20 protein-coding genes and 1 riboswitch are annotated in these 25,103 nt (G+C 43.0%); of the genes, 16 read left to right on the forward strand and 4 right to left on the reverse strand.

The features are described from left to right. The first annotated feature begins 61 nt into the window (after nt 1-61). The gene (gene cbiD, locus D8S85_RS10835) at nt 62-1,852 is read left to right on the forward strand and encodes a cobalt-precorrin-5B (C(1))-methyltransferase CbiD (RefSeq protein WP_106480724.1); all 1,791 of its coding nucleotides are present in this window, start codon (nt 62-64) and stop codon (nt 1,850-1,852) included. Between the two features lie 37 nt (nt 1,853-1,889). Here cbiD and D8S85_RS10840 read toward each other — a convergent pair whose 3' ends face one another. Genes D8S85_RS10840 through D8S85_RS10850 form a run of 3 tightly spaced genes read right to left on the reverse strand, consistent with a single transcriptional unit; the run spans nt 1,890 to nt 5,136 of the window. After that, entirely contained in the window at nt 1,890-2,909 is a 1,020-nt protein-coding gene (locus tag D8S85_RS10840; RefSeq protein WP_106480725.1) for an ABC transporter ATP-binding protein, read from the reverse strand. A 24-nt stretch (nt 2,910-2,933) separates the two neighbouring features. After that, nucleotides 2,934-3,980, reverse strand: a complete 1,047-nt coding sequence (locus tag D8S85_RS10845; RefSeq protein WP_127075053.1) for an iron ABC transporter permease — start codon at nt 3,978-3,980, stop codon at nt 2,934-2,936. A gap of 4 nt (nt 3,981-3,984) precedes the next feature. Next, nucleotides 3,985-5,136 (reverse strand): ABC transporter substrate-binding protein, encoded by a 1,152-nt coding sequence (locus D8S85_RS10850; RefSeq protein WP_106480727.1) that lies wholly within the window; start codon nt 5,134-5,136, stop codon nt 3,985-3,987. A gap of 21 nt (nt 5,137-5,157) precedes the next feature. Beyond that, nucleotides 5,158-5,344: riboswitch (cobalamin riboswitch) on the reverse strand. 185 nt (nt 5,345-5,529) lie between these two features. Between D8S85_RS10850 and cobI the strand changes: the two genes are divergently transcribed. From cobI to D8S85_RS10910, 13 genes are all read left to right on the forward strand, one after another. After that, a complete protein-coding gene (gene cobI / locus D8S85_RS10855; RefSeq protein ID WP_127075054.1) occupies nt 5,530-6,234 on the forward strand; it encodes a precorrin-2 C(20)-methyltransferase in 705 nt (234 codons plus the stop codon). 58 nt (nt 6,235-6,292) lie between these two features. Then, the gene (locus tag D8S85_RS10860) at nt 6,293-7,465 is read left to right on the forward strand and encodes a BamA/TamA family outer membrane protein (protein WP_106625076.1); all 1,173 of its coding nucleotides are present in this window, start codon (nt 6,293-6,295) and stop codon (nt 7,463-7,465) included. After that, nucleotides 7,410-9,170: a lipid A phosphoethanolamine transferase gene (locus D8S85_RS10865; RefSeq protein WP_106480729.1), complete on the forward strand. Its 1,761-nt coding sequence runs from the start codon at nt 7,410-7,412 to the stop codon at nt 9,168-9,170. The genes D8S85_RS10860 and D8S85_RS10865 overlap by 56 nt, the downstream gene beginning before the upstream one ends. A 167-nt stretch (nt 9,171-9,337) precedes the next feature. Next, nucleotides 9,338-10,327 (forward strand): aspartate-semialdehyde dehydrogenase, encoded by a 990-nt coding sequence (locus tag D8S85_RS10870; protein WP_106480730.1) that lies wholly within the window; start codon nt 9,338-9,340, stop codon nt 10,325-10,327. Nucleotides 10,328-10,496: 169 nt separating this feature from the next. Continuing rightward, nucleotides 10,497-11,861, forward strand: a complete 1,365-nt coding sequence (locus tag D8S85_RS10875) for a peroxiredoxin family protein (protein ID WP_127075055.1) — start codon at nt 10,497-10,499, stop codon at nt 11,859-11,861. A 97-nt stretch (nt 11,862-11,958) separates the two neighbouring features. Next, on the forward strand, nt 11,959-12,525 hold the full coding sequence (locus tag D8S85_RS10880) for an RNA polymerase sigma factor (protein WP_106480732.1): 567 nt from the start codon (nt 11,959-11,961) through the stop codon (nt 12,523-12,525). A gap of 82 nt (nt 12,526-12,607) precedes the next feature. After that, a complete protein-coding gene (locus D8S85_RS10885) occupies nt 12,608-13,738 on the forward strand; it encodes a FecR family protein (RefSeq protein ID WP_127075056.1) in 1,131 nt (376 codons plus the stop codon). Between the two features lie 47 nt (nt 13,739-13,785). Beyond that, on the forward strand, nt 13,786-17,376 hold the full coding sequence (locus tag D8S85_RS10890; protein ID WP_106480734.1) for a SusC/RagA family TonB-linked outer membrane protein: 3,591 nt from the start codon (nt 13,786-13,788) through the stop codon (nt 17,374-17,376). Between the two features lie 11 nt (nt 17,377-17,387). After that, the gene (locus tag D8S85_RS10895; protein ID WP_127075057.1) at nt 17,388-18,953 is read left to right on the forward strand and encodes a RagB/SusD family nutrient uptake outer membrane protein; all 1,566 of its coding nucleotides are present in this window, start codon (nt 17,388-17,390) and stop codon (nt 18,951-18,953) included. A gap of 421 nt (nt 18,954-19,374) precedes the next feature. Continuing rightward, the gene (locus D8S85_RS10900) at nt 19,375-19,674 is read left to right on the forward strand and encodes a FliH/SctL family protein (protein ID WP_172726504.1); all 300 of its coding nucleotides are present in this window, start codon (nt 19,375-19,377) and stop codon (nt 19,672-19,674) included. 11 nt (nt 19,675-19,685) lie between these two features. Next, complete coding sequence (locus tag D8S85_RS21505) at nt 19,686-20,210, forward strand: hypothetical protein (RefSeq protein WP_172726505.1); 525 nt, start codon at nt 19,686-19,688, stop codon at nt 20,208-20,210. A gap of 279 nt (nt 20,211-20,489) precedes the next feature. Then, on the forward strand, nt 20,490-21,383 hold the full coding sequence (locus D8S85_RS10905; protein WP_158641555.1) for a TlpA family protein disulfide reductase: 894 nt from the start codon (nt 20,490-20,492) through the stop codon (nt 21,381-21,383). Between the two features lie 2 nt (nt 21,384-21,385). Then, the gene (locus tag D8S85_RS10910) at nt 21,386-22,462 is read left to right on the forward strand and encodes a thioredoxin family protein (RefSeq protein ID WP_106480738.1); all 1,077 of its coding nucleotides are present in this window, start codon (nt 21,386-21,388) and stop codon (nt 22,460-22,462) included. 21 nt (nt 22,463-22,483) lie between these two features. On the opposite strand, the gene D8S85_RS10915 is transcribed toward D8S85_RS10910, so the two are convergent. Beyond that, nucleotides 22,484-23,164 carry a 4'-phosphopantetheinyl transferase family protein gene (locus D8S85_RS10915; RefSeq protein ID WP_106480739.1) on the reverse strand — a complete coding sequence of 227 codons (681 nt, stop codon included), beginning with the start codon at nt 23,162-23,164 and terminating at the stop codon, nt 22,484-22,486. Nucleotides 23,165-23,385: 221 nt separating this feature from the next. On the opposite strand from D8S85_RS10915, the gene D8S85_RS10920 reads away from it, so the two are divergent. Together D8S85_RS10920 and D8S85_RS10925 are read left to right on the forward strand one after the other, a co-directional pair. Further along, nucleotides 23,386-24,084, forward strand: a complete 699-nt coding sequence (locus D8S85_RS10920; RefSeq protein WP_106480740.1) for an energy transducer TonB — start codon at nt 23,386-23,388, stop codon at nt 24,082-24,084. Nucleotides 24,085-24,354: 270 nt separating this feature from the next. Then, entirely contained in the window at nt 24,355-25,047 is a 693-nt protein-coding gene (locus tag D8S85_RS10925; RefSeq protein WP_106480741.1) for an energy transducer TonB, read from the forward strand. Nucleotides 25,048-25,103: the final 56 nt, after the last annotated feature.

Below are 25,103 nucleotides of genomic sequence, written 5' to 3' on the forward strand. Positions count from 1 at the left end.
CTCTCCCTCTGTGTAGGGGAAGTTAGAGGGGGTAGTCAAAATCATTAAATCTAAAATTAGCATGATCATCATTTTCGGTGGAACAACAGAAGGCAGAACAGCCGCAAAAGTACTCGACGAGGCAGGCAGTCCCTATTATTACTCAACCCGCGGCAACGCCCAGCAAATCGAATGCAAACACGGAACCCGCGTGACCGGGGGCATGGACCGCAACACCATGCTCGAATTCTGCATGACCCACAACATCCGTCTCATCATCGACGCTGCCCATCCCTTCGCTTCTCTGCTTCATGCCACCGTGGCCTCCGTTTCCGAACAATTGGATATCCCCGTCATCCGTCTTGAACGCCGTTACCCGCCGCGAGACGAAACGCTCGTGTGGTGCGATACCTTCGACGACGCTATCGACTACCTCGAATCACATGAAATAAACCATTTATTAGCCTTGAGCGGAGTGCAAACCATCGGTAAATTACGCCGTTACTGGGAAAAACACCCCTGTCACTTCCGAGTATTGGACAGGGAAGACTCCCGTACCCTTGCCCGACAAGCTGGATTTCCCGAAAAAAATCTCCTTTTCTGGCACGAAGGACAGGATGAACTGGCTTTGTTTCGCCAACTGCATCCCGGGGCCATTCTCACCAAAGAAAGCGGGGAATCCGGGTACTACGAGGAAAAGATCGACGCCGCCCACCAGCTCGGCATCCCCGTCATCGTGATCCGTCGCCCACCCCTCCCCGACAGTTTTTACACCGTGAACGGCGAACACAGCTTGCGTTACCGAGTCGAGCGACTTCTGCCGGGATTCTATCCTCTCCGCAGCGGTTTTACCACCGGCTCATGTGCTACCGCAGCCACCCGGGCGGCATTGCTTGGACTTCTCACGCAAGAAATACAGAACTCCGCCACGATCGCCCTGCCCGATGGCGAAACGGTCACACTTCCCGTCAGCACTTGTGTCATTACTGACTCCGATTGCACGTGCGGGGTGACCAAAGATGCGGGAGACGATCCCGACGTCACGAACGGCTACACGATCCTTTCCACCGTTTCCCTGACCGATGCTCCCGGCGTACACTTTCTTCCCGGCGAGGGCGTTGGCACCGTTACTTTACCCGGCATCGGCATACCCGTCGGGGAACCCGCCATTAACCAAACTCCCCGCCGCATGATCACTAACGAGGTAAAGCAATTGCTTCACTCACACGGGCTTCATTCCGGCGTCGCCGTCCGCATATCCGTACCGGGAGGTAGCGAACTGGCACAAAAAACATTCAACCCCAAGCTAGGCATTATCGGGGGAATCTCCATCATCGGTACTTCCGGCATCGTCCGTCCCTTCTCCTCGGAGGCTTTTGTCAACTCCATCCGTAAAGAAATACAAGTCGCACGGGCTCTCGGATGTACTGACATTGTGATTAATTCCGGGGCAAAAAGTGAAAACTACCTTCGCACCCGCTTCCCTGATCTCCCGCCACAAGCGTTCATTCACTACGGCAATTACATCGGAGAGACTCTCCGCCTGGCCGAAGAGGAAGGCATCACCCGTGTCACCATGGGAATCATGATTGGCAAAGCAGTCAAACTTGCCGAGGGGCACTTGGACACCCACAGCCGCAACGTCGTCATGAACCGGGATTTTATCACCGCCCTGGCCACCGAGAGCCACTGTCCCCCAGAAAATATCGCCAAGGTTGCCGGAATCACCCTAGCCCGCGAGCTGTGGGAAATTTTTGCCGACACCCCGGCATTCTTCACCCGGCTCGTCGATCGTTGTCTGGCCGTCTGCCGTCCGCAACTTCCCCACGCTGACCTGGATATCATACTGGTGCCCGAACATAGTCCGCAATAACCCTCTCCCCGGTATAAGGGGAAGCTGGTGAGGTGGTTCAAAATAATACCTTCAACTGCTCTAAAAGTTCTTCAATAGTTTTTGCCTCGATTACAACTTTTCCATCACGACATATGCCGAATCCCGGAGTGGCCAGGTTGCCTGTTTCCACACATATGTCCGATACCACGTTACGATTGGCCAGAATACCATTACGCTGTAAGGCTTTCCGAGCCATGGCGTACTTTTGACCATGACCCACAAGCTGAACTTGGGATGAATATTGATTTTCCACGCGGAACAATCCTGTCTCCATATCGAAAACAATCCCCTTGCGAGCGAAGAATCCGCTTAAATGCCCCTCCAATGCCAAATCTTCCGGCGTGCCGATCGTGATGCCATGTTGACGATCCATGAGCCAGATTTTATCGGCAATCTGCAGAGCTAGTTCCAAATCGTGAGTAGAGAGGAAAATGGTCTTACCCGTTTCACGTGTCAACTGATGGAGTAATTGCATGATCTCCACCTTGCTTGGAAAATCCAAGAATGCCGTCGGTTCATCGAGAAAGATCACGGGTGTTTGCTGGGCCAGCGCTTTGGCAATCATCACTTTTTGGCGTTCCCCGTCACTGAGCGTGTGAACCATGCGATCTGCCAGGTTCTCTATTTTCACGAGAGCGATTGACCGTTCAACAATTTCCCGGTCTTCCCCGCGCAACGTGCCCCAGAAGCCCGTGTAAGGACTACGCCCCATCCCGATCAACTCCCGGGCCGTCATGTTCCGAACATCACATTTCTCCGTCAGCACCACTCCGATCGTGCGAGACAACTCTTTATCAGAATATGTCTCGATCTCCCGGTCCATGATGTAGATCGCCCCTTCCAATTTCGGCTGAAATGCCGACAAGGTACGCAACAAGGTGGACTTCCCGACCCCGTTCGCTCCCAGCAGACAAGTGAGTTCCCCGCTATTAATCTCCGTACAAAGGCCACTGGCCACCACTTTCGTGTTGTTTTTCGCCTTGTAACCGATAGCTAAATTCTTTAACCGGATGGTCGCCTGTTTCTTGTTCTCCATTACGATGTATGATTTACGACAAATCTAAAATTCAACAGCATCTTTTCGTTTTCTCTTGCCAAATAATACCGAGGCCACAACAGGAGCACCGACGAGTGCCGTCACCGAATTCACGGGCAATGCCCCCTCAAATCCCGGCAAACGGGCAATCAAGTTACAAAGTAACGCCAGTGAAGCACCGACGAGCATGGCTGTCGGCATCAGAATCCGGTGATCGGATGTTTGAAAAATAGCACGACACAGATGTGGTACTGCCAGCCCCAGAAAGATAATAGGTCCGCAATATGCCGTTACGATAGCCGTCAATACCCCGGCACAAGTAATTACCCATACTCGGGCCCGGTGGATGTTCAACCCCAGGTTGCGGGCGTAACCGTCACCCAACATCAATAAGTTCAAGGGTTTGATCAACAAAAAGGATAGCGGTATGATAACGGCCATGATCGTGACAAACAACATCATCTGGTTACCCAATACCCGGGCGAAACTTCCCAATCCCCAGATCACGTACGCCTTTATGTCCTCTTCCACGCTAAAAAATTTCAACACCCCGATTACCGCGTTGGCAATGTACCCGATCATCACCCCGATAATCAACAAAGTCACACTACCCGCCACTTTCCGGGAGGCAAGAACAATCAATCCCATCACCGATAATGCACCCGCAATGGCCGCAATCGACAGGGCGACCTCGCCGATAAAACCGAGGCGGCTCAATGCCACACCCCCCAATTGTCCGGAAAGCAGCACCACGAACGCGACACCGAGGCTTGCCCCAGAACTGATTCCCAGTACGGAGGGTCCGGCCAACGGGTTGCGAAAGATGGTCTGCATTTGCAAACCGCTAATCGATAACCCGGCCCCTGCTACCAAAGCCGTCAAAGCTTGTGGTAGGCGAGACTTCAGAATAATATTCTGCCAAGCGACCGGATCGCCTTCACCTCCCGTCAAGATATTCCAAACGGAAGCAAACGGGATGGACACCGATCCCAACAGTAGGTTCAATAACAGGAATACGATGATGGATGCCGTGATCACAAGAATGAGTATCGTATATTTACCTCTCTTCATCAGATTATTTCTTTAAAATGTCGTAGTAAACCGGTTCGTGGTCGGGAAGGATTTCCGGGTGAAACACCTTGATCATATCCGCCAGAACGATCTCTGGTTCGGCAGGCATACTCTCGTAAAACGGTTTCTGCCTCATGTTACAATAAATCACGTGTTTCTCCTTGAATGCCTTAAAATCTGCGTAACGTTCATCTTGTGCTTTCAGGGCATCATAACAATATTCTCCGGCAAAGCTATTCGCTATACGCCAGTAGTCGGCACTTTCCGCTTGATTGTACACGGTCTCGAAATCGAGGGTCACACCTCCTGAGCGGGGATCATCCTTCAAGAAATAATCCGCTCCCGCATCATGAAACAATTGTGCCAAAAAGCTTCGGCCACCCACGGCATACCATACTCCTCCCCGCAATTCGCCACTGAACACAACGGGGCGACGTTTCACCTCACCCACCATCGCTTTCAAAGAATTATAGCGTTGCTCGATGCGGTCGAACTCCCGGTTAGCCACATCTTCCATACCCAGGAGTAATCCCACGAACTTGATCCACTCCGCCTGCCCCAGCGGTGTCATCTCCTTGTAACCCAAATGGGGAACCAGCGGGATGCCTATGTCCTTCACGGCATCATATCCCCCGCGCTTAAAGGGGGAAATCAGCATCAAGTCGGGATTGATACTCATGATGACCTCGTTGTCAAAATTCCCTTCGATACCGATGCGGAGAGTCTTCCCCTCCTCCACTCTTTTCTGCATTTCGGGGTTAAATAAGAAACGGGTACTCGTGATTCCCACGACCCGATCTGTGGCTCCCAGTTTGATAAAGTTAGACAACTGCAATGAAGTCATGCAAATGGCACTCCTCACGGGCAATTGCACCACCGGCATATTCTCCGGGGGTTGTATATTCACGCCCCTCGGTATCAAAGCATATTGGTAATGAGTGTGACTGCTTTCCTGCGGGTCTTTGATATTTAACACCACGCACCCGTCACGTTCTTCCAACCAAAAGCCCTTAGCGTATTTAATGGAAATCCGGGAAACGGTATCGATTCCCTCACTCGTTTTTGGATCTCCCGATGATTGCTTGCGCGAAGCCGATTTGCAACAAAGGAGAACACTACAAACACATAAAAGATAAAAAAAACGTACTACATTCATCTCTTTTCCTCCGAAAGTATTAATTCATCGCGTCAACTGGCAGGTTTTCTGGCTTGTCATCTTTTCCCCTTCCCGGTTTCACCAGTGGTCTTATGAAAAGATCCGCCCATACGACGGAAAATGACTTTACAGCTGCGGGGACAGCTCCGGAATTTCACCGGATTCCCTTTTCTTTCAACATGAAAGCACCAAGACGCCTGCAAATATAGGAATATTATTTTGAGGCTATCCCTTTTTTAGCGACTTTTGCAAAGGGAAGGGGGTGACAAGGGGTTGATAAAACTCATTACTTAACCCCTCCAACTCTCCCTCTGTTTATAGAGGGAGTACGGCGAAGCCGGGAGGGAGTTTAAATCTGGAATTCAACAAAATCTCATAACTGACAAATTAAAGATGACAGGCAACATATCAGGAGTTTCATTGGGGCCGGGAGAACCGGAACTGATCACGTTGAAGGCATTGAAAGCTTTACAAGAAGCGGATGTTATATATTGTCCGGGGACGCAGGCAAAATCCCGAGCACGAGATATCCTAGAAGCATTACCGATCAAGATGGATCGGGTGCGGCTTTTCCACGTGCCCATGTCCAAGGACCGCACGTTAGCCAATCAAGCGTATGATGTCATCTGTACAGAGATAGCTGACCTTGTTGCCACAGGTAAAAACGTAGCTATTACGGCTGAAGGGGACTCCGGATTCTACTCTTCCGTGAATTATATGTTTGACAAGCTCGCCGGCATGGGGCTCCCGGTTTCCACGATCGCGGGAGTTCCGGCCTTTATCGCAGCTGGAGCTATTTCCGGGCTCCACATCGTGAAACAGGAAGAAAAACTCGTTGTCCTACCGGGAATTGTCACGGCAGAAGAACTGGCTACACTCCTCACCGACGGCCATGTTGTTGTCGTGATTATGAAACTATCACAATGCACGGAAGAGATACATCGTTTCATGCAGGCAAACCGTCAGCACGAGTTCCACTACTACGAAAACGTGGGAACAATAAACGAGTTACATTCAACAGATTACGAGAATATTTCACAAAAAGATTATCCTTATTTTTCCTTAATGATTATTCGTCCCGGCAAACAATTGGCATAGATATTGCGTATAAAGAAGCGCAAGATGAATGATTATAAACGTTATACAAATCAATTATATGGTTCGACGGACAATATATGCTTTGTCATTGTGTATTCTTTTGTTTATCCCGTTTCATGGCTCCATGGCGGAGAATCTCACGACGAGAGATTCGTTGAAGAATACGACCGACACGTTGAAAGATGGTTTCTTTCACCGTTTTTACCGCTATTTTCAACAATCGAACAAGGTACACGAAGAAAAGAAATTCGACTTTTCGGTTATCGGGGGACCGCACTTTTCAAGCGATACGAAGCTGGGACTCGGTGTGGTTGCATCCGGATTATACCGCATTGACCGTGAAGATAAATCCATCTCCCCGTCGAATATTTCTCTCTACGGAGATATCACAACCACGGGATTCTACCTGCTGGGTATCCGGGGGAATACCATTTTCCCGAAAGATCGTTTCCGGGCAAATATTAACATGTATTTTTTCTCCTTTCCCAGCCAATATTGGGGAATCGGTTACGATAACGCCAAAGACAAAGATCATTACACGGATTACAAAAGGCTTGAGCAACAAGTAAAAGTAGATTTTCTGTGTCGACTCGCCCCCAATTTATACGCCGGAGTGAATCTCATGTTCCGAAATGTTGCCGTGAAAGACTTTGACGATATTTCATTCCTTAACGGGGAAAAGAAAAATGTTGTCTCATTCGGCCCGGGGCTAGTAATCTCCTACGATTCGAGAGATTTTATTCCCAACCCGGCAAAAGGTTTCTTCGCCCAATTCGAGCAACAATTCTTTCCCGGATTTTTGGGGAACGACTATGATTTCAAACGCACGAGCATAGATTTCAGATATTACCAAAGGATGTGGAAAGGGGCGATTCTGGCCTCCCAGGTTCAAGGTATATTCAACTACGGAGATACCCCGTGGAGCATGGTGGCTCTCATGGGGGGGGCGTATAGCATGAGAGGATACTACGAGGGGCGATACAGGGATAACGACTTGATTCAGTTTCAGGTGGAATATCGTCAAAAAATATATAACCGCCATGGGATGGTGGTATGGGGGGGTGCGGGAAACGTGTTCCCGGACATGGACAAATTCAAATGGAAGCAAACCTTACCCACGTACGGGATAGGTTATCGTTGGGAATTTAAAAACAGAGTAAACGTAAGATTAGATTATGGATTCGGTAAAGGTGTCAGCGCATTCTACTTCGGTATTAACGAAGCTTTCTAGGGGGATCGTGAATTTCGTGAAAAAGCCAAAATTATTATTCTGGCTCTTTATCGCATTGAATTTAGTCCCGAACTTTTGTTTGTTGTTCACGGAACCTCTCTCCGGATTAGGCAAACTGATCCTAATTTTAGTACCGTTAAGCATATACATGATTCTCTTTTCCCTATTCAAGAGGGCAGGAATCATGCAATTGATACTTATCCCAGTACTTGTTCTACATGCTTTTCAACTTGTATTGTTCTATCTTTTCGGGGAATCGGTGATCGCTGTCGATATGTTCTTGAACCTGCCAACCACGAACGCTTCCGAGGCTGGAGAGCTATTGGGAAACATATGGCCCTCCATCATTATCGTGTGCGTTCTGTATATTCCGGTCATTGTGCTGGCTTCCATTGCCGTACATCACAAGGTAAAACGCACGGCAGTATTCCGAAAACAGATGATCACATGGGGTATTATTTTCTTCATTGTCGGCTCCGGGCTTGTTGCTTTTGAAAAACACAGGGACAATTCCTACGAGGTAAAAACAGATATATACCCGGCAAACGTGATGTACAATTTATATTATGCCTGCGTGAAATGGAACCGTAGCATGAACTATCCGATTACTTCCAAGGATTTCACGTTCGAAGCTTCCAGAGACTCCGTTCACCAACGTCGGGAGATCTACGTACTGGTCATCGGAGAAGCCGGAAGAGCCGAAAATTGGAACCTGTGGGGATATCACAGGGAAACCAATCCGTTGTTAAAGACAGAAGACAATTTGGTATTATACAAGGATGCCCTGACGCAATCCAATACCACGCACAAGAGTGTACCCCTTATTCTATCTGCCGCCGATGCATGTCACTACGAATTCTTGTACACGCATAAAAGTATCGTGACGGCATTCAAGGAAGCCGGATTTAAAACTATATTCCTGTCGAATCAAACTCCCAACCGGTCATTCACCGATTACTTTGCCGAAGAAGCAGATATTCATGTCAACGTGCGTCCACAGGCTGACGGGGGACTGATCACGGTCAACAAATTTGACGGAGAAATGCTTCCCCTGCTGCAACAATACGTGGATTCATTGCAAGAAAATCTCTTTGTCGTATTCCATTCCTATGGCTCGCATTTTAATTATAAAGAACGTTACCCGGAAGAGTTTGCCCGGTTCCAACCGGCAAATGCCACGGAAGTCGAGTATAAGAACAAAGACCAACTGATTAATGCTTATGACAATAGTATTTTGTACACGGATTATTTCCTGCACAGCCTCATCGGGATATTAAAGAACTCGGGGGCTGATGCTACCATGATCTACTCGCCCGACCACGGGGAAGATTTGTTGGATGACAACCGGAAGAGATTCTTGCACGCCTCGCCCATCCCGACCTACTATCAAATACATATTCCATTCTTGATGTGGTTTTCGGATAATTATATCAAGGCTCGACCAGAGAAGTTCGAAGTGGCCCGTTATAACAGTAACGCCCCGATTTCATCAAATGCCTCTATTTTCCATACCCTGTTGGAAATGGCAGAAATCAATACGCCTTATTTCGATGCCTCCTATTCATTGGTTAATCCCGAATTTGTCAGAAGACCGCGCATGTACCTGGGTGATCACGATCAACCCGTGAACTACTACGAGGTGGGCTTGAAGAAAGAAGACAAGGAGATGATTCTCAAGAGAGGAATGGATCATTCGATTCAATGATTTTAGATTTCAACGGCACCCGTTTTGTTGAAAATTTAACGTGCTGGATGCTTGTTGAAAAAATAACACAGTCCTATTGCTCAAGCAAGGCTTATTCACTATTTTTGAGGCGTTAATTATAACCCAATACCAGAAAGGTATGTGATCATTAAATCAAATTACACGCAATGAAAGTAGCAGTAGTAGGAGCAACAGGATTAGTTGGAAGAAAAATGTTGCAGGTTCTGGAAGAAAGAAACTTCCCGGTAACAGAGTTAATGCCGGTAGCCAGCGAGCGTTCGGTAGGTAAAGAAATATCCTTCAAAGGAAAAAACTACAAAGTCATGGGTATGCGGGACGCAATCAGTATGAAGCCTCAACTTGCTATTTTCTCTGCCGGAGGAGACACTTCACTGGAATGGGCACCACAATTCGCCGCAGTCGGTACCACCGTGGTAGACAATTCGTCAGCTTGGCGAATGGACCCGACCAAGAAACTGGTAATCCCCGAGATCAATGCGCATGTATTAACTAAAGAAGACAAGATCATTGCCAACCCGAACTGTTCTACTATACAGATGCTGGTAGCCTTGGCTCCCCTCCACAAGAGATACGGAATTAAACGGGTGGTTGTGTCCACGTACCAATCCGTGACCGGAAGCGGGCTGAAAGGGATCAATCAGCTTGAAGGCGAACGGGAAGGTCGAGAAGTGAAAAAAGCATACGCCCATCAGATTGACCGGAATTGCCTGCCCCACTGTGATTCATTCACCGACAACGGGTACACGAAAGAAGAAATGAAACTGGTTAACGAAACATGCAAAATATTAGGCGACGACACGATAAAAGTAACCGCCACTGCCGTACGGGTTCCCGTCATGGGCGGCCATTCCGAGAGTGTAAACATCGAATTCAAGCAAGACTATGACCTAAACGAACTTCGGGAGCTTTTAGCTCACTCGGAAGGCATTGTCGTACAAGACGATCCTGCCCGGAATCTCTACCCGATGGCCATCACCGCAAACGAGAAAGACGAGGTTTTCGTGGGCCGTATCCGTCGGGATTTCTCACAACCCAACAGCCTTAACTTGTGGGTTGTTTCCGACAACCTGCGCAAGGGAGCTGCCACAAATGCCGTACAAATTGCGGAATATTTATACAAACATCAATTATTATAACTAGAAAACAGAATATCCCTTTGTGGTATTTTATATTAAAGAGAAATTCGCCAAAGATATATCCTCTCTGGCGAATTTCTTTATTGAAAAAATATTCTTTCATTTCTGTCACCCTTGAACATTTTTTGGGATTAGTATATTGAAAAACCATTTAATTAATACCCAAAACATGAAATGCTTCTTAACGATTTTGTTATTCGCACTAGTTTCTTGTGCTACCCCATCTTCTTCAGAAGACAGTATAAAGATTTCCATTGATGTTCATGAATTACCGTCGATCGGCCTGGCAATATCAACAACGGACTATGATATTCAACTCGTTAATTTCGACTCGAATAAACATGGCGAATATGTCATACATAATATGGATGCAGCGTATATAACCCTACACAATGGATTTAGTGAACGCAAACGGATTTATGCGAAACAAGGAGACCATATCCATCTTACATTTGACGGGAAAAGTATGAAAGAATCTTTAGAAATTACCGGAGATCACCCGAGAATCACCGAATACCTGTCCCGCCAAAAAACAACACCTTACAATCGCAACATTTATTCCCTGCAATTCCCCGAATTCGAATCCGTCTTAAAAGAGAAAATAATAGAGAATAGTCGCCTATTGGACAGCTGCGAAAACACATTGAAAAATGAAAGTGAGAAATTTATAAAACTCGAACGTGCCCGCATAAAGTATTCATTCGCCCCGGCTCTTCTAAATTATCCAAAAGTCCATGGTGGGGAAGACTTAGAAAAAATCAGAGATGATTATTACACAACCATTAAAAACTGGATTGAAGAGGACAAAGATTACCTGAATTTAAATGAATACAGGACATTTGTCGCACTAGCTTGTGCTACCCTTGCCTCTCAAGAGGGAAAAAATACGACAACATACTACGAAAAAATCTTGGAACAAATGTATTACCTTGACCAAAACTTCAAACAAGAAGACGTGAAACAAGGATTTATCTCCCTTTGGGCAAATGAATACGTGCAGAATAATGGAATAAAACAAATCGATGAACTAAATAAATTCACGCAGGAAAAACTTACCGACAATAAACTCTTATCTCGTTACGAACAAATTTATGACAGTTGGGCCAGAATTGCCCCGGGCAACAAAGCGATAGATTTCCATGCCCAAGATTCCACGGGTAAAGAATTCTCGTTAAAGGACTTCAAAAACCAATACGTTTGCCTCTATATTTGGCAAAACGTCTATCCCTGTATGGTTGAATTTTCTCACCTGAAAAAATTAATCCCCCTATTGGAAGAAAAAAACATTCAATGGATAAATTTATCCATTGAACCAAAACCTGACGAATGGAAAAAAGCGATCAGGAACCAAGATATTCAAATAGGGAAACACTTTTTCTTGAAGAATGAAAAAGAATTCTTGAAAAATTATCATTACAACTCCGAAACTATGTATCAATTTATACTAATTACCCCAGACGGGAAAATCGTGGAATCACATCTTCCTAAAGCATCTTCCGGAAAACTGGAAAAGTATCTGACAGAACAGATTTAGAAAATAGTTGAAATAACAAAGTACAGTCATTTATATGATTGTACTTTGTTATTTCAACTATTTTTTGCTTTTTTTGTGAATCAAAGCTCCCATCATCATGATAAAATTCGATAAATTTATACAAGGAATAAACAATAAAGATCCCCGTGCCTGGAAGGAACTATATCGTTTTTATTACGGAGCATTATGTAATTACTCTTCTTCTATTATAAACGAAGCAAGTGTCGCAGAAGACATCGTTCAAGAATGTTTGATTATGGTCTGGAAATCGGATTTGTATTTCCAAGACATTAAAATACTGACATCCTATTTATACAAATCCATTTACAATAATACATTAAAATACATCCGGGACAAAAAAGTTGAAGACAAACGAAAATCAGAATGGAGTTTAACACTATCAGAAGTCGAAGATGATCTCTTTTACATGGCGGTAGAAGAAGACGTCATTCGTCAACTCCGGGCTGTGATAGCCCTTCTGCCCGATCAACGAAAAATAATATTACAATTAAGCCTCGAAGGATTATCTGTTCAAGAAATTGCCCAGCGATTAGGAATAAGTATCAACACGGTAAAAACCCAGAAAAAAAGAGCATACGCGTTTTTAAAAGCAAACTTGAAGCATTATTTCAGCCTACTCGTGTTACTGGAAATCTTGAAATAACCCAGAACCACAAATAATTTTCATAACTACTGTCACCCGCCAAACCACTTTTCGGATATAATTGACAACAAAAGATTATATCATGAAATGGAACTCTTTATTTGATAAGTCCGAATGGCTATTTCGACAACTCCTAAACAAGGAGGAAGAAATCCCATGCGAGGATTCTAGTTTGAAAGATCTTGCTCGAAAATTATCAGACGATCAGTATCTTCACAAAAGGATAGAGGAACAAGAACGGTTTGACTATCTCAAAGCATACCATAAAAATATTGTTACCTCGAAAAAAGTAATCATATCCTCCTATCTCAAGATTGCCTGCATTCTTTTGCTTCTAATCGGCTCGGGAACATTCTTGTATATTTGGCAAAAACAAAATACCCCTCAATATGGTAACGAAATGTATTTTACTGATATACATCCCGGGAAGCAACAAGCATTACTAATCACGCACGATGGACAAAAAGTAAAATTAAATCGGGATTCCAGGCAAATAATAAGGCAAGACGGGACCATCATCCAAATCGACACAACAGGTTTACATTATACCCCATCAGCCCAAGTCCCGACGGGAATTATCTACAACACATTAGTAATTCCACGGGGTGGAGAATTTTTCCTAACCTTATCCGACGGAACAAAAGTATGGTTAAACTCCGATTCCCGGCTAGAATATCCCGTCAATTTCGCCGATTCGGTACGGGAAGTAACTATATCCGGAGAAGCATATTTTGAGGTAAACCACACGGACACTCCTTTTATCGTAAAAACCGACAAAGGTGATATTCGTGTTCTTGGAACAGAATTCAACGTGAACAATTACCCCAAAAGCCGGGAAGCCGTGACCACTCTTGTCAACGGGAAAATCGCCTATTGTTTACCTGATGGGAAGCAACTTATCTTGACCCCGAACCAACAGATTACCATAAACGCCAACGGGCAAACAGAAATTAAGACTGTAGATATGCGATATGCCACCTCTTGGAAAAACGGTATGTTTTTATTCCAAGAAATGAGACTGGAAGATATCATGAACCAACTTGAAAGATGGTATGACATCCATGTTTTCTATACGCACGAAAGAGCTAAAAATCTACACTTCTCCGGTGATTTAAGTCGTTTCAAGAATATCGGTACATTCATCGAGATGTTCGAGAAAAGCTCGGATTTAAAAATAGAGGTTCAAGGGAAAAATTTGATTATTGGAATGTAAAAAATAAACTGGCTTTAACAATTATACTAAACTCAATTACTAGCATTATGAAAAAAAAGAAAAGAACAGCGTACACTTTTGTTAGTTTTCTATTCTTATCCGTTTCATTATTGTGCAGTAGCACAATATATGCACAAAATAGTACAGTAAACCTGAACTATAAAGATGCTTCTTTTGTGGAGGTCATTAACGAGTTCCGCAAACAGACCGGTGTAAAATTTATGTACAACTTGGAAAAGGTGAAAAACAAAAGATGTAAAGACCTCGTTGTTAAAAACGTCCCTACGCAACAAGCTATTGACATTGTACTGAAACATTTCAACTTAGCCTACTCCATGGTTGAAGGAGTTGTCGTGGTCAAAGAGCAGCCGGAAAAACCACAAAACCCTAGGACCATTAAGGGAACCGTATTGGATGAAAACGGAAGTGCTCTTCCCGGTGTAACGGTACTCGTCAAAGGAACCACCATTGGAGTCTCCACAGATGTAAAGGGAAATTTCAGCATCACGTTACCCGGTGAAAAGGACAACTCCTTGATATTCTCTTTCATCGGGATGCAAACCCAGGTGATAAAATGTACCGATGACAAACCGCTAAAAATTACCATGAAGACCGACGCCTCCCAATTGGAAGAAGTAACTGTTATATCAACCGGATACAGTAGTCTTCCCCGTAAAGACATGGTTGGGGCATACACCACGGTGAAAGCGGAAGACATTATGATGCCGGCGTATAATTCCATCGACCAGATGCTACAAGGGAAAATCCCGGGAATGGTTGTTGTCAACTCATCTTCCCGTATCGGTAGTACTCCTAAAATCACCATTCGGGGAACATCGACAATTTTCGGGAACACAGACCCGTTATGGGTCGTAGACGGTATCATCCAACCGGACCCACTTCCGATAGATGCCAGCTCTGCCGTCACGGAAGATATGAAAAATTTAATCGGAAATCAGATATCATGGCTAAATCCATCCGATATCGAAACCATCACCGTCTTAAAAGATGCCTCGGCCACGGCAATTTACGGTTCAAAAGCCTCTAATGGGGTTATTGTAATTACAACCAAAAAAGGAAGTGCCGAGAGAACAAGTATTCGTTATTCAACCCATTTTTCGTTTAGAACCCGTCCGAATTACGGCATGTTCAATTACATGAATTCGAAAGAACGAATTCAATTTAGTAAAGAAGCTTATGACGCGGGGGTCAGGTACCAATCAGACCCTCTTCCACAAATATATACTTACGAAGGATTGATGGCCATGTACAACAAACGGCTGATCAATGAAAATGACTTCATGAAACAAATGGAACAACTGGAAACGTGCAATACGGATTGGTTCGATATTTTGTGCCGGAATTCTTTCAGCCATAATCACAACCTAAGCATCTCCGGAGGTTCACAAAAAGTAACATACAACGCTTCATTCGGTTACTCATCAAGCCATGGTACTCAAAAAGGGGATGATATGACACAATTCACCTCCCGATTGAATGTCAATACACAATTCACTAAATCTTTGTCAATTACCTTTAACTTGAGCGGTTCTTTCAGCGACAAGAAAGGATACGGTCCGGGAGTTAACCCTCAAAGTTACGCAAATCAGACAAGTCGGGCTATCCCCGTTTACGATGAAAATGGGAAACGAGTATTTTATAAACGATATTACGAGTATCAATTAAATAGAAGCGGACAACTCGAATACGGATACAATATCCTGAACGAAATGGAGAACAGTTACTCTAAAAACAACTCTAAGAATTTTAACGTATCTATCAACGCAGATTGGAGTATCACAGATTGGCTAAAATACCAATTCGTCGGGAGTATTGCATACAGTACCAATAATTCAGAATCATTCGCGGGAGAAAAGACTTCTTACATCGAGAGAAACTATCGCGGTTACGCCTATGGAACGGAGCCTTCTGGATCTGCCAGATTCAATGCAGCATTATTACCATTCGGAGGAGAATTGGCAACCAACGTAATAAATAACACATCTTACAATATGCAACATAAAGTTGTATTCTCTCGTACCATCAACGAAATTCATCGGCTCAACGCCATGGCAGCCATGGAAATCCGCTCTGGAGAGAATAAAAATAATACAAACACGGTTTGGGGATACGTACCCGAAAGAGGCGAAATCCTTGTCAGTCCCACGTACCCGACAGAAATAACACCTGTTGGCGGAACCGTTCCCATTTCCTGGGGAGCATTAGATAAACTATACCAAGGTGGTTGGAAAAATACGACGATTACAAACAACTATGTATCATTTTTCGTCACATTTGCCTACTCTCTAAAAGATCGCTACGTGTTTAACGCTAATGTTAGGTCGGATGCATCAAACCGATTCGGACAAGATGCCAACAAACAATTCGACCCCACTTATTCTTTCGGTATATCCTGGAGGATGGCTGAAGAAGAATTTGTTAAAACTTATCTTCCCTGGCTCAATCAACTGAATTTACGTGCCACGTATGGGGTTCAAGGAAATGTTGTGACCTCTATAAGTCCGGACCTTATCACCCAATACCAAGGAATTTTGCCTGGTTACAACGAATACTATTTAACCATATCAAGCCTACCCAACCCTCTATTAAAATGGGAACGGACAAAGACTTGGAACTTGGGACTGGATCTACAATTATTTAATGGCATAAGCATGAGTTTGGAATACTACGGTAGACGTTCAAATGCCATTATCAATCAAGATATTGCCCAAGAATATGGTATGAACGCCATGAAATTGAACGGGGGACGCATTCACAATCACGGGTTAGAATACTCCGTGAATATAACTCCCTATCAAAGAAAAGATTTCGTATGGACAATAGGTATCAATGCATCTAAAAACTGGAACAGAACTCAAAATAATGACATTCGAACCAAGGCAGATAAAATAACCAAAAGTAATTTCCTCACGGGTAGCAGTGATCGTTTCTTAAAGAAAGGTTACCCGCTTAGTGCATTTTGGTCATATTCTTTTGCCGGCTTGGACCCGGAAACAGGTTACCCGACATTTAATCTGATTGATTTCGAAGAAGCAGATCCGGACATTGATCCCACTACATTCTTGGTCTATTCCGGTCAAAAAGATCCTTACTTCACAGGAGGTGTCAACACACGTGCCCGTTACAAGAGTTTTTCATTAGGAGTAAATTTTTCCGTGTTACTTGGAGCCAAAAAACGTCTTCCTAATCCTTATCAGAATTTTAGTCACGGGAAATTGCCTGATCCTTTTTACAATTTATCGAAAGACCTGTTAAAACGGTGGCAAAAAACGGGAGACGAAAAACACACGATTTATCCGGCCTTATATACATCTGTCGAAGATCTATACAATATTCAACTCCCGGACGGTACCATGTCAAATTCCATCTATGACATGTGGGGACAATCTGACGCCATGGTTGTTAATGCTTCTTTTTTACGTTGTACTCAAATCTCCCTATCTTGGAACATGCCCAAGCAAATATGTTCCAAATTCGGAGCGACCAATTGTTCTATCAGTGCAAACGTGAATAACCCGTTTGTTATAGGTAGTAGCCGTTTTAATGGTTTTGACCCAGAGTTAGGAGATAGTGTTATGCCCAAAATCTTCTCGTTCGGTTTAAGTGTAGGATTTTAAAAAAAATCATTATGAAACAACAAATCATATTTATCATTATTATCAGTTTGATTTTAGGAGGGTGCGGAGATTTTCTAGAACCCAAATCCAAAAGTGAATTTGTACCCAAGGATGCAAATTCCATGCATGAACTTCTATTGGGAGAAGCTTACCCTCGCAATGACATCACGGGATTAAACATTTTCCTTTATCTATTAGATGACGATGTTACTTCTGCTCCTTATCAAGAACTCAATATCGGCTCAGACGCTAATGCCTGGTGGGCTCCTTATTCTTGGCAATCGAACATGTACGAGGTCATGGATGAAGCCGGGGTAACCACATTCAATATTTATAAAAGTTATTACACTTTAATACTGGGAGCCAACGCCGTTTTGGATTACATTGCTGACATAAATGATGATATAAACACGATTAATTCCGTAAAGGCCCAAGCATTAGCTCTTCGTGGATACTTTTACTTCAACTTGGTCAACATTTTCGGAGCACCTTATAATAGCAATAAAAAAGCATTAGGAGTTCCTCTAAAATTAAACAGTGGAATTGAAGAATCCGAATTAAAAAGAAATACAGTAGAAGAAGTTTATACACAAATATTAAATGACCTTCTAGAAGCAGAACGCTTGTACCAGTCATTACCCACAGACCAACAATGGCAAGCGAACTATAGAACAAGTCTTCCCATGGTACAACTACTCCTTTCCAGAGTCTATTTATACATGGAACAATGGGAAAAAGCAGCAACTTACGCCAACAACGTTATCCAGAACGAGAATTTTCGTCTCTTGGATCTAAAAACAATTGACTTCGATTCTGCCTCTCCCTCTTATATAAATTACCACTCCTACACCAACTCAACCGAAGTGATTTGGGTATACGGGAATGTAACAGACGTTACTCGTTATGTTTACAATATAAGCGCGGGAAAAGAAGGACGTCCATTTTTCAGAGCCTCGGAGGAACTGATGAAAAGTTTTGACGAAACAGCAGGAGACCTACGTAAAGACCGTTACATTATTCGCAGTTCGTATGAAATCACTAACGCAAACAATGAAGTAGAAGCAATGCCTTCTGCATTCGGGAAAGTGAATGTAAGTCCTTCCAGATATTATCAACCAACGGGAGGAACCGGCATCTTCGGTAGAAGTTTTCGCCTGTCTGAGGCTTATTTAAATTCTTGTGAAGCAAATGCCATGTTAAATAAGTCTAGAGGAAATGCAAATGCGGGAAGAGAAGCACTACGTTTACTAAATGAACTTCGGACATACCGCTTCCCTTCAGATTATCAGGAAAAAAACATTTCTGATCCGGATGAATTAATCACGTTTATACAGGACGAACGACGTCGAGAATTATGTTTCGAAGATCACCGATGGTTTGATTTACGCCGTTGGGGAATGAAAGAAATTAAACACACATGGTTTCCGGATGCAACCTCTACAATCGTCTACACATTACAAAAGAATGATCTCGGGTACACCCTACCTTTACCTCCGGATGCGTTGGAGTTAAATAACCTGCTGGAACAAAATCCGCTGGCACCCTCTCCTCGCAACGGTAGTTTAACCTCTAATTAAAAAACAATTGCCATGAAACAAAAACTATTTATAATCGCATTAAGTTGTATTTTCATGATGACAGGCTGTTATCACGAAGATGATGTGACACCTTCCGGGAACTACTCGGTCCTTCGATTTGAATTTCCTCAAGGAGATAATTCATGGGATAAAGAAATTGAAGAAATTCATAATAAATATGGCGTGTATCTAATATACAAAAATGTTACGGCTCAAGATCTTAATCGTAAATGGACCTCTTTAGGAACAGGTAAATTATATTACGGCAACGACCTCACTAGTGAGCAAGTACCATATTATCTCAATTTTTTCAAAAAGCACGTTCTCAATTACGTGTCTACCGAAATCGCACAAACAGTCTTACCTGTAAAAATATATATGCTTGATCATTTAAGGGGATTATTACCAGGAGAAGATCCAGATGATAGTGGAACCGGAACGGGATCTGGAACAGGGACCGGAACGGGGACCGGAACAGGGACTGGAACGGGGACCGGAACAGGGACTGGAACAGGGACCGGAACAGGGACTGGAACGGGGACCGGAACAGGGACTGGAACGGGGACCGGAACAGGGACTGGAACGGGGACCGGAACAGGGACCGGAACAGGGACTGGAACGGGGACCGGAACAGGGACTGGAACGGGGACCGGAACAGGGACCGGAACAGGGACTGGAACGGGGACCGGAACAGGGACTGGAACGGGGACCGGAACAGTAGATCCAAATTTTGTGGAATTAAAAACAGATGGTTTTGATTACTGGGCAATCAGTTTTACAGATAATGAAATAGCAAATCCAAATCAGCAAACACTTAAAATCAGACGAGCAGTATTCCTTTATCTAATGATCGAAGCAGCCTTACAAAACGGAATCATCACCGAGCCAAATGATTTCAAAAATGGAATTGATTATACTACCAAAATCGTTAAGGCGAATGATCAAAAAGATGATCCGAATTACTATATGACTAGAGGTTTTATTAATATTGTCAACCGAAACTTTAAAAGCCGTGAAAAGGTTCCCTCTTCTATAAGTGAATACACAAATCCTAGCTGGGAAAAAGAAGCTTATCCATATCGAGATTTCCTCAGTTACGTAAGAGCCGCTATGTTTTACACAAAAACAGAATTTCAAGAGAAATATTCTCCAACAACCTATCCACTCATTAATCAAAGATATGAAATCGTAATAAATCACATACAAAACAACTATGGTATTGACCTTGAAGGAATAGCTAAAGGCCCTCAAAAATAAACATCATAACTAAAACAGTGTCAAAAGTCTTAAAAACTTTTGACACTGCATTTCCTTGCACATTTTTCATATTTCAAAAACATGAAAATAAGAATCCTCATATTCCTACAGTTCCTCTATTTCCCCCTTTTCGCACAAGACGAAAATATTTATCAATATCTCAAACAAACATGGTCGAAAGAATTTTCCTCTGCTAAAGATATTACAACGACCTATCATGATAATATAAAACGACTAGGCAAAAAAAACATCCCCTCAATCGTTCAAAATAATTGTTTCATGATTTTAAAAAGTGGGAAATACATCACACAACATAAAGGAGAAAAAAAAGATATAAAATCTTTACTCCGCCAAACACCTACCATTGATTTAAACGATTCTACCGTAATCGTATTCATGCAACAAAACTCTCCCGGCCAATGGACAGATTATTATTATATGATTCAAGCCTTAAAAAAGGGAGAAACTTTCGATGCCGCAAGAGACGGGATCTCCATGTCCACACAATTCCTCGCGAGACCACTCAACCACAACGATTACGCCAAATTAAAAAATATTTTTTCTTGTAACAATAAACTACTACATGAAACCTACCTGGAAAAAATGAAATTTCTCTTCCAAAACAATGGATGCCCGGAAGAAATTGCAGCATTACGCCTTACCATAGAATCATGCGTGAAAGACTCCCCATTAAAACAAGAAATACTAAAACTATACACACAATACCAAACTTTAAGCAAAGGCCAATCGGCACCATTATCTTCATTGAAAGATACAAATGGCAAAAATTACACGTTCGCTGATTTCAGAGGGAAAGTGGTTATCGTGGATGTTTGGGCTACATGGTGTTGTAGCTGCATTGAAAAAATGCCCAAATTCATGCAATTAAAAAATGAATTCAAACCATATAAAGACATCCTATTTCTAACCATCTCTATTGATCGGAAAAGCAACCGAGACAAATGGTTAAAAGCCATCAAAGAAAACAACATGACAGACATGTTGAATTTAATTTCAGACCCGACAGCAAATTCCCACTTTGAAACAGAATACCATATAACCGGAATTCCTCGTTATTTCATTATAGACAAAGAAGGAAAAATCGTAACGGTTTTTGCCCCCGGTCCCGGAGAAGAAATGAAAACATTAATCCAAAATACATTAAAACAATAATTATGAAACGCATCTTTTTAATTAGTTTACTATTTTTCCTTACAGGTTATTGTCTAGCTCAAGAAGGAACAAACTTTGAAGATCTTACCTTTAAAGAAGCATTGGCAAAATCGAAAGACAGCGGCAAAAAATTATTCATAGATTGTTACACGAAAACCTGCGGACCATGTAAATATATGGTAAAATTCATCTTCCCATTGAAGGAATGTGGTGACTATTTCAACAGCAACTACGTCTGTATCATGAAGGACATGGAAGAAGGTGAAGGTATTGATATTGCTCAAAAATACAACGTACGAATATACCCAACTTACCTGATACTCAACCACGACGGAACCGTATATTGCCGTTTGGATGGGGGATCCGTACTCAATCCGAAAGAAAACTTCGTCCAAAAAGTCAAAGATGCCATTGAATTGGCAGAAGCCAACCGGAAATATGCAGCGGGAGAACGAGATAAGGCGTTCTTGGAAAAATATATCAGCATTCTACAAACTCACGACAAAAAACAATTACAAAGCGTCATGAGCGAAACCATGATCCAACTAGGCGTGAACAAACTATGCGAACCGAAAAACTGGAATCTAATCAAGACTGAAATAAACGAAGTGGATACTCCCCTATTCCGCTATCTAGTGACAAATCGGAAAACATTCAGCAAAATCCTCGGTCAACAGGAAATTGAAAACAAAATCATGTCCGTCTACTTGAATGAATTCCGGTTATTTAAAATGATGGGCATCGACTTCGAAAAACGAATGGCAGACTTAAAACAATTTGAAAAAGACCGGTACAAAAACGCCCTTCCGTTAAGATACCGCATGCTCTTTTATTCCATCATTTCTCAAAAGCAAAAAGATCGGGTCAACGAAATTCTTAAAACCCTCCAGGACATGAACAAAAAACTCCCGAACGAAGACGACCGCATAGCTGTCCTACGGGAACTTTCGGGTTTCGAACGGATAGCCAATCAACAGCAAAAAAAGGAAGCTTGCGAATACCTACAAAAAATAAGTAATAACCTCCAACCCAACCATGTTAACTATGTGCAGAAACTGATAGCACGCATAAACAAATAATCCCTCCGAGAGGTCACCTGACTAACAACAGGTGATCTCTTCAAAAGCAACTTCCCGAATCCCCGATAAACCATCGTATTCACCACAAACATAACAGGCATACTCCGCATCTACCGGACAAGAATTTACATACACCGGTAACTCGTTTTCTCCCTCATACAAGGAAACACGCTCTCCCACAAACTCCGCGAAAAAACTATTCAACGGACGAGTTAATCCCATCCCTGTATATTTTAGGTAACTTTCTTTCACAGACCAGTAATTAAAAAACAACTGATCCTGTTTTGTTCCATGCAAGGAGGTCAACACCCGCACTTCCCGCTCATGAAAAAAACGTCCGGCAACTTCCATTCGAGCCTTGGCCCGTTTTTCAATATCAACCCCGATCTCCCGATCCGATACGGCACAAACCACATAATCTCCCGAATGAGAGAGATTGAAAAATACATCCTCCCGTCCGACAATAAAAGGTTTCCCTTTTTCACCCCGGGCTATCCGGTAAGTTCCCAACGGCAAATTCCAATATTCCCGCAAAGCAAAACCGACCAATGCTTCCCCCAACAAACGGCGAAGAGCCGCCTTCCCGTTTTTATACCCCAGGACTTCATTATAACATTCACCGGAAACAAAATTTTGTAAGCAAACAAACAAATTTTCTTGTTCTACATGCTCCGGAATCCGAATATACAATACCTTTATCATGATACAAAGGTAAAAAAGTTAGAAACAACTAATTTCTTCCCAAAAACAAATAATCCAGAAAACCTAATAAAAACGGGTATCTTAACGTTATTTTAAATATATCTCCTAAAAAATTTAAGAAAATATTCACATTTCTCCATGAAAAACTTGTTTATATCATTTTTATCCTCTATTTTTGAAACATCAAATTAACGTTTAAATAACATTTAGGAATAAACGCCATGGAAGTAAAGAAAACATCCCGTTCCAATCTTGAGAACAAGCGGTTCATTTTCCGCGAGATTGGCTTCATCGTAGCCTTGTCGATGGTGTTTTTTGCCTTTGAAACAAAATACTACCAGGAAGAAGCTAAAGAAATCTCTTTCCCCGTGGAGACGAGTGATATAGAAGAAGTTCTTCCGGTTTTTGTTCCCCAAAGAGCTTCCCAACCGCTTCCCAAAATTTCCGTGAAACCGTTGGATTTCATCGAAATCGTGGAGAACGAAATGGATTTCGAAAACGAGATGGACGTTGTGGATGATAACGAGAACACGAAAGGTTCTTTGACAGGTAAGGCTACCGATTGGCAAAGTGAATACGGTAACACGGATGAAACGGGAGAAGGAGATGGAGACATACCGTTTATTACAGTTGAAAAAATGCCTCGTTTCAACGGAGATTTGAACACATGGCTTCGGAAAAATTTAAGATACCCAGCAAGATGCGCGGAAATGGGCATCGGAGGGAAAGTATTTATTGAATTCGTGGTAGAGAAAGATGGTAGCATCAGTTCCATCAACGTCGTTCGTTCTGCCGACCCGGATTTATCACAAGAAGCCATTCGCGTGGTAAAAGCCATGCCCAAATGGATTCCGGGAATGCAACGGGACAAAGCCGTGAGAGTTCGGTTTACCATCCCGATTACCTTCCAATTAAGATAAGAAAACATACAGTGATTTACATACAATACGAACATCCCGAAAAAGGACAGCCTGCAAAGGTTGTCCTTTTTTTCACTAAACATCGTGCATCACCCCACTCGAAACAAAAACAACAATCAAAACTTTTAAGAAGATTTTAATGAAGTTTAGTGATCATTTTAACATTTTCTTCAAAAAAAAGGGGAGAAATATTGTGGTTTATTATGAATTTGACTATTTTTACCCACGCAAATTGTGAGAAAAACAAGACTATAATATTAAACTAATAACATGGAAGTAAAAAAATCACCTAAAGCAGATCTTGAAGGGAAAAAGACCATTTTTCTTGAGATCGGTTTTGTTATAGCTCTAGGGATTCTACTGAGTGCTTTCAACTGGAAGACCAACACGAAAGTAGAAGAAGGGTTTGTTATTACCCAAGAAGAGCAGGTTGAGGAGGAAATCATTCCTATTACTCAACAAATGATGAAACCACCCCCACCACCTCCTCCAGCCCCTAAATTGACGGACTTGATCGAGATCGTGGAAGACGAATTAAGTATTGACGAGGAACTTGAAATCGACGATGCGGAAGCTGATGTTGAAAACAAAAGCAATTACAACTTTGATTACGACGGAGACAGCTGGGGTGAAGAAGAGAGCGACGGAGAAGCTGACATCTTCCAAGTAGTAGAAGATATGCCGCAATTCCCCGGAGGTAGCGTGCAAAAATGGATCGCGAAAAACGTAAAATACCCGATGATCGCGCAAGAGAATAACATTCAGGGTAAAGTTTTCGTACAATTCGTGATCGAAAAAGACGGTAGTGTTAGCGACGTGAAAGTTGCCAGATCCGTTGACCCATCTTTGGACAAAGAAGCCATTCGCGTGGTGAAAGCCATGCCGAAATGGAAACCTGGAAAACAGAGAGGTAAACCGGTTCGAGTATCTTACACTGTACCTATCAACTTCCAGTTACAGTAAAAAGACATGTTAAATCATAACAAGGGGCTGTCGATCATCGTCAGCCCCTTCTTTTC

Origin of the sequence: Butyricimonas faecalis (genome assembly GCF_003991565.1) — a bacterium.
GTDB lineage: Bacteria > Bacteroidota > Bacteroidia > Bacteroidales > Marinifilaceae > Butyricimonas > Butyricimonas faecalis.